The organism is Niallia sp. FSL W8-0635 (assembly GCF_038007965.1).
Lineage (GTDB): Bacteria > Bacillota > Bacilli > Bacillales > Cytobacillaceae > Niallia.
Window position 1 is genome coordinate 3,812,529 of record NZ_JBBOYD010000001.1, and the last position, 16,777, is coordinate 3,829,305.

The 16,777-nt window shown below is 35.7% G+C and carries 14 protein-coding genes and 1 riboswitch; of the genes, 3 read left to right on the top strand and 11 right to left on the bottom strand.

All coding sequences use genetic code 11. From position 1 onward, the window contains the following. Nucleotides 1-276: 276 nt before the first annotated feature. Entirely contained in the window at nucleotides 277-3,888 is a 3,612-nt protein-coding gene (locus NYE52_RS18360) for an alpha-amylase family glycosyl hydrolase (protein ID WP_341195228.1), read from the top strand. Nucleotides 3,889-3,936: 48 nt separating this feature from the next. On the opposite strand, the gene NYE52_RS18365 is transcribed toward NYE52_RS18360, so the two are convergent. Next, nucleotides 3,937-4,680 carry a WecB/TagA/CpsF family glycosyltransferase gene (locus NYE52_RS18365; protein ID WP_341194383.1) on the bottom strand — a complete coding sequence of 248 codons (744 nt, stop codon included), beginning with the start codon at nucleotides 4,678-4,680 and terminating at the stop codon, nucleotides 3,937-3,939. Between the two features lie 271 nt (nucleotides 4,681-4,951). Further along, nucleotides 4,952-5,038: riboswitch (cyclic di-GMP riboswitch) on the top strand. Between the two features lie 24 nt (nucleotides 5,039-5,062). Here NYE52_RS18365 and NYE52_RS18370 point away from each other — a divergent pair. Then, nucleotides 5,063-5,209 carry a hypothetical protein gene (locus NYE52_RS18370; RefSeq protein ID WP_341194384.1) on the top strand — a complete coding sequence of 49 codons (147 nt, stop codon included), beginning with the start codon at nucleotides 5,063-5,065 and terminating at the stop codon, nucleotides 5,207-5,209. A 352-nt stretch (nucleotides 5,210-5,561) separates the two neighbouring features. On the opposite strand, the gene NYE52_RS18375 is transcribed toward NYE52_RS18370, so the two are convergent. The 4 genes from NYE52_RS18375 to NYE52_RS18390 form a co-directional block, all read right to left on the bottom strand. Further along, a complete protein-coding gene (locus NYE52_RS18375) occupies nucleotides 5,562-5,708 on the bottom strand; it encodes a hypothetical protein (RefSeq protein ID WP_341194385.1) in 147 nt (48 codons plus the stop codon). Between the two features lie 14 nt (nucleotides 5,709-5,722). Beyond that, on the bottom strand, nucleotides 5,723-6,064 hold the full coding sequence (locus tag NYE52_RS18380) for a single-stranded DNA-binding protein (RefSeq protein ID WP_341194386.1): 342 nt from the start codon (nucleotides 6,062-6,064) through the stop codon (nucleotides 5,723-5,725). A 271-nt stretch (nucleotides 6,065-6,335) separates the two neighbouring features. Further along, nucleotides 6,336-8,072: a phospho-sugar mutase gene (locus NYE52_RS18385; protein ID WP_341194387.1), complete on the bottom strand. Its 1,737-nt coding sequence runs from the start codon at nucleotides 8,070-8,072 to the stop codon at nucleotides 6,336-6,338. A gap of 167 nt (nucleotides 8,073-8,239) precedes the next feature. Further along, the gene (locus tag NYE52_RS18390; protein WP_341194388.1) at nucleotides 8,240-8,746 is read right to left on the bottom strand and encodes a cupin domain-containing protein; all 507 of its coding nucleotides are present in this window, start codon (nucleotides 8,744-8,746) and stop codon (nucleotides 8,240-8,242) included. Between the two features lie 256 nt (nucleotides 8,747-9,002). Between NYE52_RS18390 and NYE52_RS18395 the strand changes: the two genes are divergently transcribed. Further along, a complete protein-coding gene (locus tag NYE52_RS18395) occupies nucleotides 9,003-10,691 on the top strand; it encodes a methyl-accepting chemotaxis protein (RefSeq protein ID WP_341194389.1) in 1,689 nt (562 codons plus the stop codon). 419 nt (nucleotides 10,692-11,110) lie between these two features. On the opposite strand, the gene NYE52_RS18400 is transcribed toward NYE52_RS18395, so the two are convergent. The 6 genes from NYE52_RS18400 to NYE52_RS18425 form a co-directional block, all read right to left on the bottom strand. Then, the gene (locus tag NYE52_RS18400) at nucleotides 11,111-12,580 is read right to left on the bottom strand and encodes an MFS transporter (RefSeq protein ID WP_341194390.1); all 1,470 of its coding nucleotides are present in this window, start codon (nucleotides 12,578-12,580) and stop codon (nucleotides 11,111-11,113) included. A gap of 153 nt (nucleotides 12,581-12,733) precedes the next feature. Beyond that, entirely contained in the window at nucleotides 12,734-13,354 is a 621-nt protein-coding gene (locus NYE52_RS18405) for a cysteine hydrolase family protein (protein WP_341194391.1), read from the bottom strand. Between the two features lie 63 nt (nucleotides 13,355-13,417). Next, nucleotides 13,418-14,452: an ABC transporter substrate-binding protein gene (locus NYE52_RS18410; RefSeq protein WP_341194392.1), complete on the bottom strand. Its 1,035-nt coding sequence runs from the start codon at nucleotides 14,450-14,452 to the stop codon at nucleotides 13,418-13,420. 53 nt (nucleotides 14,453-14,505) lie between these two features. Next, the gene (locus NYE52_RS18415) at nucleotides 14,506-15,324 is read right to left on the bottom strand and encodes an ABC transporter permease (RefSeq protein ID WP_341195229.1); all 819 of its coding nucleotides are present in this window, start codon (nucleotides 15,322-15,324) and stop codon (nucleotides 14,506-14,508) included. Between the two features lie 73 nt (nucleotides 15,325-15,397). Then, on the bottom strand, nucleotides 15,398-16,168 hold the full coding sequence (locus NYE52_RS18420) for an ABC transporter ATP-binding protein (RefSeq protein ID WP_341194393.1): 771 nt from the start codon (nucleotides 16,166-16,168) through the stop codon (nucleotides 15,398-15,400). A 117-nt stretch (nucleotides 16,169-16,285) separates the two neighbouring features. Further along, nucleotides 16,286-16,672, bottom strand: a complete 387-nt coding sequence (locus NYE52_RS18425; protein ID WP_341194394.1) for a Na-translocating system protein MpsC family protein — start codon at nucleotides 16,670-16,672, stop codon at nucleotides 16,286-16,288. Nucleotides 16,673-16,777: the final 105 nt, after the last annotated feature.

Sequence of the window (16,777 nt, forward strand, 5' to 3'; positions counted from 1 at the left end):
TTCTAAAAAATACGAAAAATGCTATTGTCAAATATATAAATACATAGTATCTTTAAAAAGAAAACGTTTTCAAACCGATTCACACGTACTAATTTAACTATAGCTTCCCTCTTGCTATTTTATGCAATCGTTTTCACTACAAAAGTCACATCACTACATATTTTCAATAAAGTAACTTTATTTTTCTTTAGGCAATCGTTTTCTTTAACTTTAATAGGTAGTTACAGATTCTACTCTGTTTCTCATAAAAAATCGAAAGGAGAATGTTTTTTGAGTATGAAAAAGTATCCTTATCTTTCACTATGTTTAATAGTTCTACTTATTTTTAGCAGCTTTGGAGGGTACCTTCCAAGTACAAAAGCACAAGCAGATAGTTTACTAGAATCTCCGCTCATCAGTGCTGACAAATCAGTACAGTTTTCCTATGATAATGCAACTGCAAAGGAAGTTAAAGTTGCAGGAAGCTTTAGCGATTGGCAAAACGGAGCATTATCAATGGAAAAGGACGAGAATAATCGATGGTCACTTACTGTTCCAAATCTTGAAGCAGGTGTGTATCAGTATAAATTTATTGTAGACAATGAATGGATTACAGACCCCGCTAATAAAGAGCTAGCAGATGGCAATAGCAAACTTATCGTGCCTGGTTTAAATCTTGATTTACTTCCAGTAAAGGTAGAGAAAAATACATCCTATCCTTTAGAAGCGAATCTAGTGAAAAAGGATGGTTCCATTCAAAAGATTTCACAGCTTACATGGTCACTGAAAGAAATAGTAGAAGGAATTGAGCTTATAAATGGGCAACTGATTGTTCATGAAAATGTGAAAGCAAATGATTCCTTTATCCTTGTTGCTGAAAAAGATGGAGAAAAAGTGGAAAAGAAAATCGAAATAGTGGGAGACATGTATACGTACACTATTAACTACTATCGTTTAGATGAAAATTATGAAAAATGGGATTTATGGATTTATAATAGTGGACTACAAGATGGAGGATTTTCTTTTACAAAAGAAGAAAATGATCCTTTTAAGTTTATAAGTGGCGAATTTTCTTTTCCTGAAAAGGATATAACGATAATCCCTCGTAAAGGAAACTGGGAAACACAAGATACAGAAAACACCATTGCCATTGCCGAAGGGAAACAGATGGCAGAAGCATGGATAATTGAAGGGCTAGATACCGTTTTTTACTCTAAGGAGGAAGCTATTAAGGCGATAGAAGATTTAAAAGGTAATCATTATGAAAGACGACATATCCAGTTTATGTATGACCGAATGGATCAAAATTATACAGATTGGAATGTCTGGGTTTGGGGGACTGGAGTAAAGGATGATCAAATAGACTTTGACCAAAATCTCCATGGAATGGCTACCGCGACTATCAATGTAAGTGAAGTAACGCAAAGTGTCGGATTTATATTACGAAAGGGTGAAAACTGGGACACTGCGATTAAAGAAGGAAATGGGGATCGCTATATTCCTTTAAATAAAACAGATTTGATAACAAAGGTTTATGCTACTAGTGGGCAAGATGATCTTTATATCGTTCCAGAAGTAACAGGTCCTGTGTTAACGGATGGTAATGCTACTTTCTATTATAGAGATAAAGAATTATATACTAAAAACGAAATGGAAAAAATCGAGAAAGTTGAATTACAATTCAATGGTAAACGTTATAAGATGACAAATGAAACAAAGAATGAACGTTATTCATATACGCTTGAAAATATTCCCGAAGGCAACCATCCATATTCTTTTATTGTCACAATGAATGGCGTTGAAACCGAGGTTACTGATCCATACAATACGATTGATGGACTATCCACTCTTGCTTATGAAAAGCCAGATATGACTATTCATGCAAGTATCCAACCAAAAGAAGTAACTTATAACGAAAACGCTGTACTATCTGTTGACTATAATCAGAATAAAAATTCAGATATTAGAGAAGTTTATGCTGATTTACGAGCTATTGGTGGAAAAGAAAAAGTAGGGATCAACCCGCAATTAAATGAACTCACTATTGCAATTGATCAAGCTACTACTACTGGGGTAAAAGATATCCCTGTAACGATTATAGATGAGTATGGAAACATCCATACAGTTAAAGCAGAACTCACAGTGAAAGCAAGACAATCTGTAGGAAAAGATGATTTCGACTGGGATGAAGCAAGAATTTACTTTATGCTTACAGATCGTTTCTTTGATGGAGATTCCTCCAACAATGATCCATATAACATCGGCTACGATTCAAGCAAGCCTGGAACGTATCATGGTGGTGACTTTAAAGGGATTACCCAAAGATTAGATTATCTTGAAAACCTAGGAATCAATACAATTTGGATTAATCCTATTGTGGAAAATATCCAATATGATGTTCGCTATGATAATCCAGATACCCCTTATTATGCCTACCATGGATATTGGGCAAGTAATTTCGAGAAATTAAATCCTCACTTTGGTACAATGGAGGATTTTCATGAATTAATTGATGCAGCACATGAACGAGGAATAAAGATCATGGTCGATGTTGTTGTTAACCATGCTGGCTATGGTTTAAAAACAAATGATGCAATAAATGATGGAAAGATTGCCAACTTCCCGACACAGGAAGATAGAAATCGTTTTGCTGGTATGTTCCGTGATGGCGGTACCGATACCGTACAAGGAGAGCTATCAGGACTACCTGATTTATTAACCGAAAACGAGGAAGTACGAAAACAAATAATCAATTGGCAAACTAGTTGGATTGAAAAATCGAAAACTGCCAAAGGAAATACCATCGATTATTTCCGTGTTGATACAGTAAAACATGTGGAAAATACAACATGGATGAGCTTTAAAAATGAATTAACGAAAATAATGCCAAGCTTTAAATTAATTGGCGAGGCTTGGGGAGCACAGGTTAATGATGACCAAGGCTATTTAAATTCTGGAATGATGGATTCCCTATTGGATTTTGATTTCAAATATTTGGCGCGAGATTTTGCAAATGGCGATATCATACGCGTACAAAATGCTTTAGAAGAAAGAAACAACAAGCTTTCAAATACCGGTACATTAGGACAGTTTTTAGGTAGTCATGATGAAGATGGCTTTTTAGAATCTGTAGGTGGCGATGTCGGTAAGCTAAAGCTGGCAGCAGCTTTACAAATTACAGCAAAAGGCCAGCCCGTCATTTACTACGGTGAAGAATTAGGCCTGTCTGGGGCAAATAATTATCCTTACTATGATAACCGATATAGCATAGATTGGAATGTAACAGAAAATAATGAGATTCTAGCGCATTATACTAAACTATTAAATACTAGAAAAGAATACTCTGACGTCTTTTCAAAAGGAACTCGTTCTCAAATAACAGGAAGTGATGCAGAGGGTTATTCTGTATTTAAGCGTGAACACTTAAATCAGCAAGTATTTGTTGGATTAAATACAAAGGAGTCAGCAACAGAAGTGACCTTTGAGGTTCCATTTGCGAAGGAAGCAGTCGATTTATATTCTGGTAAAACGTATCCAATTACTGATAGTCAAATCACAGTTATCCTCCCTTCTAGAGATGATGGTGGCACAATTTTATTAGTAGATGCGAAGAAAGCCGAGCCGACTCAGCCTGCTATACCAGAAACACCTGAAACATCTGAAGAAATAGATACAGAAACTCCTCCTGCATCTGATGGGAAGAACACGGAAACACCTGTTTTAGAAGATTCAAAGCAATCTGATTCTCAACTAGTTTCCGAGCCGACAGAAAAGCAAAATATAGGAAAAGGCGAGTCACTACCTAATACTGCAACTGCCTCCTATAACCTTGTTTTAATCGGTTTAGGTCTCCTACTTATTGGAGCAATAATTGTACTTGTGCAGAGAAAGAAGCGGAGCTCTAATTAAAATAAAAAATGCCTGATATGGAAGGATTAATCCCAATCAGGCATTTTTTTATTTTGTTTTTCTTTGCTTATAAATAGAGTTGAAAAAGGCAACATGCCCAACAACATTTCGTTTCCATAGTCTTTTCGGTTCTTTCCCCATTCGATACAGCCATTCAAGCCGAAGATCGCGGAAAATTTTCGGAGCTCTTGCAACTTCTCCAGAGGAAAAATCGATAAAAGCGCCTACAGCCATCGTAACAGTACACTCCAGTTTCGAACGATATTCATTAATCCATTGTTCCTGTAAGGGCATCCCAAAACCAACCAAGAGAATATCTGTTTTACAATTATTAATTCGATCAATTATATCTCCTGTACTCGCTTTTGGAAAATACCCATCTTGATTCCCTACAAACAGGAGATTCTTGTATTGTTGTTGCAATCGTTCTTGTGCCTTTTGCGCGACACCTGGTTTAGCCCCTAATAAAAATACTCGATATTGTTTATCCTTCTCTTCATTTAATGATTGAAATAATGCAGGGATAAAATCTGTACCATTTAAATTCTCTTTAAACGAAAATCCAAATAGCTTAGCTCCCATTTCGATGCCAATTCCATCATTTAACAATAAATCAGCATGATTTAGCATATCTCGATAAGTTTCATCCTTTTGTGCAATATTATATCCATGATCATTTAGAAAATAAATATCGGACATTATTTTCTTCTCTAGTTTTTCTTTTATATCAGTAATCGCTTCTTTCGAGCTTAAAACATTTACCTTTATATTTCCTAACCATTTCTTATCCATTATGTACCCCTAATAGAATTTTTTAAAAAGCCCCTTTCTATTATATAAAAATTGTCTTCTAGAAACAATTCAAGCTAAAGTTAGTCATTCTGTATGAGGGTGTCAAGGGAATCGGAATTTTTATAGACAGGCCCCTTCTCTCTTGGACATTCATTACTTAGAGAAGATAACTAAATACCATATGCATGTTGGAATATGTCGAAACAATATGTACAAAAATGTTGTCATATTTTGCAAATTAATGATAAAATTTAACTTGTACAATTAATTATTTAGATAAAGGCAAACCATCTGAAAGGGTGGGACGCAAAGCTGCAGGTCTAAGGTAGATTTATACTATGATGGCTGGGCCACCTTATATTCTATAAGGAGGTTAATTATCATGATTAATTTGTTTCCCACCGAAGTATTGCCTAAAAGCAATTTGGACAGTGGATGGATAACACTCATAATGGAGGCTAAAAAACAAGGCTTCACCCAAGAAGAAATTCGTGCAGTGTTAACAATACTTGAAGAAAGTGACCGATGAAAAATTAGAATATTCTAAAATGTCATCGCTTTAGCCTTAATAATTATTAAGGCTATTTTACTTCCTTTTAAACTATTGAAGAGTCTCCTCTTATGGAAATACTCCTCATTAACCTCTTCCGGCTTTTTCATTCAATCATGCTCTAATCTTCTTCTGCGTTTCTCTTTTTTTACTTTCGCAAATCTCCAAACATATTGATCAAACATTCACAAAAAAAGCGCCGCATTGGGCACTTTAAAAAAGAAGAAGTTAATCGGGGCGTGTATTGATTTTTTCTATAAAGATTGGTTGTTTCAAAGAGAATTTTGAAACGGAAAGATAATTGGTGTGAGTAGTGTATAGGGTGAAAGTCTTAAGATGTTGGGGAAGTATGAGTGATTTTTTCCATGTGAATAATATGTTCTAATTGTTTTATTCTTACATTACATTGCTCTAATTTTTCATTTGTCTTTGCCTGCATTTTAATTAATGTAACCATTAAATCTGGTACATTATTCACGAAGCCTTCCTCCTTTAAGGAATAGTATGTTCTACTTTTCTAGAATCCAAGAACCGAACGGATTCTGCAATTACTTCTGTTACATAGATCTTTTTATTATCCTGATTTTCATAATTTCTTGTATGGATACGACCAACAATTCCTACTAGAGAGCCTTTATGACAATACTGTGCCGTATTCTCTGCTACCTTATTCCAAAACGTACACTGTACAAAATCAGCATCATAATCGCCAGCTTGATTTTTATAGTTTCTATTTACGGCGACAGTCACATTCACAAGAGATGTTCCTTCTTGTGTAACTCTCAGCTCTGGATCCCTCGTTAGCCTTCCGACTAAAGTAACCTGATTAATCATCTTTTCCCCCCTTTCTGTCTTAAATTAGTAAAATCATACTACAAATACGACAGATTGAAAAATGTCGAAATTTCATGTTTGTTCACTATTTGGACATAAAAATGCTAAGTTTCGCCTAGGCGAAACTTAGCATTTAGAGCATAAATTGACTTTAAATTTCAAGTTTTGTATTTTTTTTAAAAAAATCTCCTCCCAAATTGCCTTATAGAGACTTTCATCTCTTTTAAAGCGATTTAAGAGGAGATTTGATTATCAACCTTAAGTAATATTATTACTTATTATATCCATCGATTACAGCGTTCACTTGCTCCATTACACCTGTCTTCAATGATTCTAGCTTACTTGTGCTTTCTTCTAACGAAGAACTATTTACGCTAAAGTAGAACTTCGCTTTTGGCTCTGTTCCAGATGGTCGCAAGCAGAACCAAGAACCATCTTCTAGATAATATTTGATTACATTGGATTTTGGTAAATCAATCAATGTTTCTGTTAGACCTTCTTGACGTTGACTAGTTAAATAGTCTTCCACAGAAACCACATTTAAGCCATTTACTACTTCGATTGGTGCCTTGCGGAAAGTATCCATAATATAAGCAATTTGTTCTGCTCCATCTTTCCCTTTTAACGTTAATGACTCTAAGCCTTCTTGGTAGAAGCCGTACTTTTCAAAGATTTCTAATAAACCTTCATAAAGTGTTAAGCCTTTTGCTTTATAGTATGCAGCAACTTCTGCCGCAAAAATAGCAGATTGAACAGCATCTTTATCACGTACAAAATCGCCAACTAAATAACCGTAGCTTTCTTCATATCCAAAAAGGAATGTATGCTCATGTGTTTGTTCAAACTCTTTAATTTTTTCGCCAATGAATTTAAATCCTGTTAAGGTATCAATAGTAGGAATTCCATAGGCTTTAGCAACGGTACGACCAATTTCAGATGTTACAATTGTTTTGATAACGACACCATTTTCAGGAAGAATGCCTTTGTCCTTCTTCTCTGATAATAGATATTCAAGCATTAATGCACCTAATTGATTTCCTGTTAGAACGGTATATTCTCCACTTAAATCCTTAACCGCAACACCTAATCTATCTGCATCTGGATCGGTTGCTAGGAGAATATCAGCATCGATTTCTTTTCCATAACGAATCGCAATTTCGAAAGCTGCATGCTCTTCTGGATTTGGCGATTTTACTGTAGAAAAATTAGAATCAGGTAATTCCTGTTCTTTCACAATTGTTACATTTTCAAATCCAAATGCTTCTAATCCTGCACGCACAGGCTTGTTTCCAGTACCATGTAATGGAGTATAAACAATTTTTAAATCTTTTGCTTCTGGCAAACGATTTAATTGGATAGTCTTTAATTGTTCTACATAGGCAGCATCCACGTCTGCACCAATATATGTTAATAGGCCTTGTTCTAATAACTCTTTTTCTTCTAATACTTTAATAGTAAGCTCATCTTCTACTTCATTCACATATTTAATGATTATATCTGCAGCCTCAGGAGGAAGTTGTCCACCATCTTCTCCATATGCTTTAAAACCGTTGTACTCAGGAGGATTATGACTAGCGGTAATCACTACTCCAGCAAATGTATTTAAATAACGTACAGCAAAAGATAATGCTGGTGTTGGACGAAGCTCTTCAAATACATAGGATTTAACTCCAAGCTTACCTACTACTTTCGCAACTTCTAACGCAAATTCTGGAGACTGATGACGGGAATCATAAGCAACAGCTACCCCGCGATTCATCGCTTCTTCTCCTTGTTCTACTATGTATTTCCCTAATCCTTCTGCCGCTTTACGAACAGTATAAATATTCATGCGGTTAATACCAGGTCCTAGCTCTCCACGCATACCGCCAGTTCCGAATTCCAAATGCTTATAAAAACTGTCCTCCAGCAACTTATCAGATGTTTGTAATTCTGTTAGTTGCGCTTTTAAGTTAGCTTCTAATCCTGCAAAACTTGTCCACTTTTCTACGATTTCTTTATAAACCATTGTCGCTGTTCTCCCACCTTTGAATTAATGTGACTATATATCTTAACATTACCTAAAATATGTATATAAGTAAAGATTTTTTCAAAAGCCTTTTTATGGAACCCTTACCCTAAATTAGTTCTTAATACCTATACCGGTAAGGGTTCCATAAAGGTTTCTCAAGCAATTTATTTTTTTCTCCACATCTTTACAAGAGGGCCACTTTCCCCATAGACAGGATCCGCAACAGGGAACACTGCATTGTTTATCTCCTCCTGCACACCGTCTATGTCCTCCTCCACATCTTTTTTCATATTATAAGCCTCACCATTTGGATAAGCACCAATTACTTCCAAATCGGGCGAAGCGGATATTTTTTTATGACCAGTTCCAGCTGGTAGTATCAGGATATCTCCACTTTTTACAATAAGCTTTGATCCTCCTTCTCCTCCTATTTGTAACAAGGCAGATCCCTTTTTAATACCAAGTACTTCATGTGCATTACTATGATAATGATGATATGGAAATACTCCATTTGTCCAACTATTTTTCCAATTATTATGATGAAAAACCTTTTCGATATTTTCCTCTTTGTTCTCCATTGCCTTTTTATAATGGAGAGCAGGGAGATAGGGATGGTTGGGTATATATCTATTTTGCTCGAAATAATACATTGTAATATCTGGATTCCCCATGTAAACACCTCTTTATTCTATTGATAGTACTGTATACCCTTCTTCTTCTTCTATCATTCCTTTAGTTAGCATCTAAGCATTACTTTATTGATTTTCCATTATTATGTCTTTTCTTTTAATTCCGACTTTTGTTTTTCTACTAAAAATAAGAAAATTTCCGTCGATACAAAGCGTTGGACATTTATTTGTAAAATTCTAATGATAAGGCCTACCAATGCATCTCAATTTGAGTTGCTATCAAAGAAAGGAGAATAAAATGAGAAAATCAATTAAGCATAAATTATTAGCAAGTTTTCTGATTGTTTCTATTTTATTTATGATTCTGTCCTATTATTCTTATAGAAGTACAAAGGAAACAGTAGAAACATATGATTATGTAATCGAAACAGTTACAGAACTACGCTCTATTTCAGAACAAATCAACACAAATGCAGCTAGACAAATTTCCAACGTAAGGGGCTATTTTGTCTATGGTACCCCCGATTACAAAAACAGAGTAAATGGAGCAAGCACTAATATCGATACTTTTGTTACCAATGGGATTGAAATCTCTACGGATGCAGAAATAGATAAGCGTTTAAATGAGTTAAAGACTTTAAACAAAGAACTTACACATAAGGCAAACGCACTCATGAACAGTAATAATCCTTCTCAATCTGCTCTGGATGAGGTTACTACATTATCAGACAACTTATCTCAACAAGCTGAGACTTTAAATATTTTGCTGATAAACGATGTTTTGAATCCAGAAATTGAGGGTGCGCAAACAGCATCTGAACAAAGAATGATGTTAGTATTGATTTTCAGTATATTAGTCACGGCTATTTCATTAGCCATTGGGTTTATACAAGCTAACCTAATAACAAAACCGATTCAAAAATTAAAAACAAATATGGAGAAAGTCGCTAAAGGGAACTTACACACAGATAAATTCTCTATTAAAGCAAAAGATGAGATTTACCAATTAAACGAAGCTTTCGAGCAAATGAAAAGCAATTTATCGGTCATGATTGCCAATATGACGGAGAGCTCTAATCTTGTTGCAGCATCCGCAGAACAGTTAAATGCAAGTGCAGAACAATCCAGTAATGCATCTAGCGCGATTGCATCCTCTATTCAGTCTATTGCAGAGAGTAATGAGCATACCATTGGAAAAATTTCTAATAATACACTTGCCCTCGATTCAATTCTAGACGGAGTAGAGGCTATTAAGGATCGTTCCTTACAAGTGTCTTTGTTATCGCAAGCTGCCTTTACCAGTGCAGAACAAGGAACTAAGCAAATTCATGATAATTTGAATCAAATGGAATTCATTTATGACTCTGTTCAGCGTTCCAATTCGATTATTGCTTCCTTAGCTGAGCGATCAAATGAAATTGGAAAAATGATTGAATTAATAAGCAATATCGCTGACCAAACTAATTTATTAGCCTTAAATGCTGCTATTGAGGCTGCTAGAGCAGGGGAAAATGGAAAAGGATTTGCGGTCGTGGCCGATGAAGTTCGCAAATTAGCGGAGCAGTCACAAACTTCTGCGCAAGATATTTCACAGTCCTTGCATGGAATTCAGCAGGATACTACGGAAGCAGTCACTATGTTGAATGAGACGTTAGATCGAGCGAAAACAGGAGTAAGCATATCAACAAATACCGTTGGATCCTTCTCCACCATTGTTTCAAACACCCAAAAAGTTGCGCCAGAAATTGAAGAAGTTGCTCAAACTGTTGCTACAATCACGAAACAGATTAAAGACGTCGTACAAGTTGCAAATGAAATTGCTATTCTTTCCAAAGAAAATGGGAGTGGCACAGAAGAAGTTGCTGCTTCTACAGAAGAACAAATGGCATCCATGGAAGAAATTAAAGCTTCCGCTGAATCCTTATCCGGCATGGCCGATGAATTAATGGATATTGTATCTCAATTTAATCAAAAAGAAGAAATCTAAATATGAGGTGAAAGGAGTATGGGATAATCCGTTTGATTGTTCCATACTCTTTTTTTTGGGGAACTAAGTTGAATTGTTTTTGTTGATATAACTTTATTTGGGATTATATCTCCTTGCAGTTGGCTGATATAATTTTATTTTGGCTGATTTCTCCTTGCCGTTGGCTGATATATCTTTATTTTGGCTGATTTCTCCTGCCGTTGGCTGATTTAATTTTATTTTGGCTGATTTCCCCTTGCCGTTGGCTGATATATCTTTATTTTGGCTGATTTCTCCTTGCCGTTGGCTGATATATCTTTATTTTGGCTGATTTCTCCTTGCCGTTGGCTGATATAATTTTATTTTGGCTGATTTCTCCTTGCCGTTGGCTGATAAAATTAATAATTGAAGCAAAAATTCACAAGAAACCACATAATTTTTTAAGAAAAACCTCTTTCATCATCTTTACCTCGCAAAACAGCATAAAGAAAGTAAATACCAATCAACACTAAAAGGATAAACAAAAGGAGAAATAAATAATGAAACCCTAACATCACTGCCTCGAATTCTGAACGCCTTGTATCATTCATCCAATCTGTTATCGTGCCATCTAGCCATGTATTCATAAAGGTAATCGCAAGTGCTGTTCCGATAACCATTCCGATATTTCGAAGCAAAGCAATCGTACTGCTCATCATTCCTAAATATTGCAAGGGAACATAAAGCAGCATAATACTGTAATTAGGAGAAGTTAGAATCCCCATAGAAAAACCTAATAGGCTTAGCAAAAGGATTAAGGTAGTTAAAGATGTTCCCGGTGAAAGAAAGCTGAGACCAAGCATCGTTATACATAAAAGTCCTAACCCTATAACTATTACCTTTACTCCACCAAAGCGATCGGAGAGAGATCCACTAATTGGACCAAGTACGGCAAGAAATAAAGGATAGCACATTAATAAAAGACCGGATTGATCTGCCGAGAATCCTAATACGCCCCTTAAGTAGAACGGCAAAATGACAGTAGAAGCAAAGGCAGCACAATAGCTTATCATTAAAATAAGTCCACCTGCTTTAACCATTGGAGAAGAAAAAATCGATGGTTGTATAAATGGATGCTCCTCCTTCTTACTATGGAAAAAAAAGAAAAGAAAACAAGCAACACTTACACATGCTATTACTAATAAATAAATCTTTATGACTCCTTCTCCAATAGAATTAAGAACAAATACAAAGGAAACAATCCCTACCCCAAAATAAATACTCCCTTTGTAATCAAAACGTGAGTCCTGAAAGCTTGTATCCTTAGGAACAAATTTTTGTGCCATAAAATAGGCGCCAATGCTTATTGGCACAACGGTCCAGAATAACATATGCCAAGAAAATGCCTCGATAAAAAAACCACCTACGGAAGGACCTAATAAAGCACCGATTCCAACAGATGTACTAATAATGCCAAGTGCCTTTCCACGATGTTTTTCAGGATAAGCATCTGTTACAATTGCCATATTAACTGCCTGTAACATAGCAGCTCCACTACCTTGGATAACTCTTGCAATGATTAAAATAGGAATACTTGGCGATAAAGCAGCTCCACATGCCCCTACCGCAAAAATAAGATAGCCAATGTTATGTATACGTTTCTTACCAAACTGATCTGCTAATTTTCCCATTAACGGTAAAAACAACATAATCGATAAAAGATATCCATTAACAATCCATTGTGTGACAGATAGCTTTGCAGAAAAATCGATGGATATATCCGTTAAAGCAATATTGACAAATCCAGCAGAGAAATGTGATAAAAATGCACCTGTACAAACAGATATCAATAGAAGTATGGATTGATATTTCTTGTCCTCTACTTTTGTTTCATCCCTTGCCTCCATATAACTTATCTTGTTTTTGGTCATTGGAATCATCCTTTATAGTGTTAAACGTATGCGTATATTTTTCCTAAACGAAAAGTAATAGGAGAGTAGCTTCGTACATTCTCTCCTATCTATTATTTTGTCATTCCACAACTTTCAAAATTAAATATCTATTCTCTTGCTATGCATGAACAATCATTCACTCCCTACTGGTAAAGCATGAATAGACTGAATTACTTCTTTACTAGTAGCAACTGTACCAAAAAACTGATTGATTGTTTGCAGAGTCATATCGTGTGCCTCTCTTGAGAAGGCTGCTGTACAGTCAGATAAGAAAATGACATCAAAATCAAGCATAAATCCATCTCTGGCGGTTGATTCCACACAAATATTGGTACTAACTCCTGCCATTACAATTGTTTCGATTTTTAAAGCTCGAAGTACCGATTCTAATCTTGTATGGATAAATGCACTATATCGATGTTTAATAACAATAACATCGTCTTTATCTGGTTCTAATTGATAAAATTGCGCTCCCCAAGTATCTTTTCTACATAAATTTTTCTGATTTTTTCCTTTTAATCGTTTAATCCAAGTTTCTGAATCGGTACTATCCTCATGGATTGTTTGGATATATATAATGGGAACATTAATTTCTTTCATAGCTGAAATCATATTTTTTAGATTAGGCATCATTTCTTCTACCATGGAAACATCTAAATCCTGTTGAGCCAAACATCCTTCTTTATGACAATAATCATTCTGAACATCGACAATAAGTAATGCACTATGTTGTGGATTCCATTCCAACTTCATCTGTTTCATCCTTTCAAGACAAATTCATTTCTACTCTTTTACTAAATTTCTAGTAATAATCGTTTATTTAGAAAGCTCCTCCACAAATTGCATGTCAATTAACTCATCATAACGATAGCCATTTGTATAAACCCCCGTTTTTTCTACAACTTCCATTGGTTTTGCAAGTGCTTCTTCTGAAATAAATCCATCCTTACTCCAAAGACTGTCCGCATAGGCCCGATCAAATGAAGCCTGTAAGCTCTCTTCCGAAGTAGAAGGAAATTCCTGTTTTAAAATCTCCATCGCTAATTCATGATCCTCATCTATCGCCTTTAATCCTTTCATAACGGCACTGACAAAACTTTTAACTATCTCTGGATCTTCTTCTATCGTAGATTTCTTGACACTTAAAACAGAATATGGATAATCCCCTAGGCTTGCAAAGCTGTAAAATGGTTCCGCCCAGACGTCTTTATTTATCCCTTCTGTAATTTGCGGTTCCGCTCCATTTGCAATATCAGCCTGACCAGATTCCACTAAAGAGACGACAGCACTAGCATCGGCCGGTTCTTCTAGTTTGACATCTTTTTCAGGATCTAATCCTACATCCATTAATAACCATCGAGTTAATAGGTTCGGACTACCTCCAAAACGCCCTGCTGCAATGGTTTTCCCTTTTAAATAGTCAGCTAGGCTCTCCTCACTAGTATCTGTTAATGTTTCTTCTGTATCCGCCATTAAGTACACATTTGCTCGATTTACGACATTTACTACAGAAACGATTGGATCAGAGTTACCTGTATTCGCCATCTGATTTGATTCTGGACCACCGATATTTCCCCATGCATCGCCACTTACTACTGAAGTAACATGAGCACCACCTGTCGCTGTGATTACTTCCACTTCAAGCCCCTCTTCTTCAAAAAAACCTTCTCGAATCGCTGTATATAAAGGCAAGTAACCAATTAAGTGAACTGGCTCTGCAATAACAAGCTTTTTGGTTCCATCTCCAGTATTCCTCTCTCCACTCGTGCCTTCCGATGAAGAACAACCACTTAAAATCATGAAAAGAAGCAACAGATAAACGCCTGCTTTAGAGTAAATACTTTTTATCATTTCTTTCTCCCCTTTTATGCATACTTTCTATAACATTAGATAAACTATATCTATTACTCCCTTATACTTTTTCCTCTTAATAGACGTTTTTCTAACCATACTGTTCCTACGTACATGAGGACGGATAGTATGGACAAAACAACTACACCTACCCAAACTAAATTAATATTCATAATTTGTCCCGCATACAAAATCATTCGCCCGATCCCCTGTCTAGAGCTTATAAATTCTCCAACAATTGTTCCAGCTAAAGCTAAGGCAATATTAATTTTTAAACTGCTGACTATCCATGGCATGGCTGAAGGAATAACGACTTTAGTAAAAATATGATGTTTTTTTGCACCTAAGGAAAAAAGCATCTTTTCTAAATCAGAGTCAACACTTTTCACTCCACTATGTGCTGCAATGGCTGTGACAATTACAGTCATCATAAATGCCAAGACGACCTTTGAACTAAAACCAATCCCAAAAAGAATGACTAATACTGGGGCTAATGCTAATTTCGGAATGGCATTAAAAGCAATTAAATACGGCTCCGCTATTCTGGAGTAAAAGTAGGACCACCAGAAGGATAATCCAAGTAATGCGCCAAAAAAGGTCCCTAGAAGAAATCCTAAAATCGTTGCTCCTGAAGTATATAGGAGATCACTCCACAATGTCCCTTCTGTAAATGCAATTAGACCTGTTTCCCATATAATGGTCGGGCTACTCCAATAATAAGAATCGATTATTTTCCACGTTGCTAACAGTTCCCACAAGACAAAGAAAAGAATCCCAATGAAAACCTGCCCAATAACAGTTAACCGTTTCCTTCTTCTCTCCTTTAACTCTTCATCCTCAACAAGAATAGGTGAATCTCCTCCCTCTGTCATCTTTATCTCGTGTGAAAATATGATTGGCTCTGGATTGTCTCTCATGTCTATTCCTCCTATCATTTATGCAAACTTATTTTTCTAAAACCACTTCTTCCTTCAATAACGCAAATAAATGTTGTTTCAACTCTATAAAAGCTGGCTGTAATAACGTTTGTTCATTACGTGGCCTTGGCAAATGTACGTCTACCCTTTCTTTAATCCGTCCTGGTCTTGGAGATAAAACATAGATTTCATCGGACAAATAGATCGCTTCATCGATATCATGGGTCACAAAAAGAATCGTTTTCTTAAAATCAGTCCAAATATTAAGCAGCCAAGTTTGCATCAGCAAGCGTGTCTGTGCATCTAAAGCACCGAATGGCTCATCAAGCAAAATAATGTCCTGGTCATATAAAAGGGTTCGCAATAATGCAGCACGTTGTCTCATCCCACCAGATAATTCGTCTGGATAATGATGTTCAAACCCACCTAGTCCATATTTTTGAAGAAGGGGCATCGCTCTTTCTACTGCTTCTTTCTTCCTTACTCCTTTGATTTCCAATCCTAGTATCACGTTTTGCAAAATACTTCTCCAAGGTAGAAGCAAATCTTTTTGTAGCATATAACCTACATTTCCATTCTTGCCGACGATATTCTTGCCATCAAGGAGCACTTCACCAGTGGTTGGCTTAATTAGCCCTGCAATAATATTAAATAGTGTTGATTTCCCACAGCCACTCGGACCAATTAAGCTAATAAACCTTCCTTCTTCTATTGTTAAATTGGCATCCTTTAAGGCCACAACCTCTTTCCCTTCTTTTTTAAAAATTTTATTCGTTTGGCGAACCTCAAGTTTATACATAGTGAACTCCCTTCTTTCCGTAAAATTTAATTCAAAATAAAAAACCGCCAGAATTTACGAAAAATAAAAATCTCCGTTTCATTCTGACGGTTTTCCTGCTCTCTTAAAAGAGTTCATTTAACCAGCCAAGTAGGATTCAATTTTCTTATCTAACAGGATGATTGTTCCACTAATTTCTTTCATGGAATCATAATCCTTTAATATTAATTGCACATTAAAGTGCAATTTTTCCTCTAAATTACGCAAAAGCAGTTCCTTGTATTTATCAATTAATAGACGATCAATGATCTCCGCTAGGTTATCACTTGAACTTTCTATAATTTCTAGTACTGGAATACGCTTATGCTTAGCAATAATGATAATTTTATTGTCGATTAAACTAATTTGCTGTTCGGTTAAGCCAACTTTAAAAATCAATTGATTTACAAGATTGTTTTCCCTCATGATGCTTTGCTTCAATTCTCCTAGTGTTCTTGGTAGTTGATCAACTAAAATAATTATCACCCCCAATAGATATAGCAGAATGAATGAGCCATTCCTCACCTATCAAATGCTCACATCATACAAGCAAAACTTAATCTGTTTGCATACAAGAATATAGAATATTCT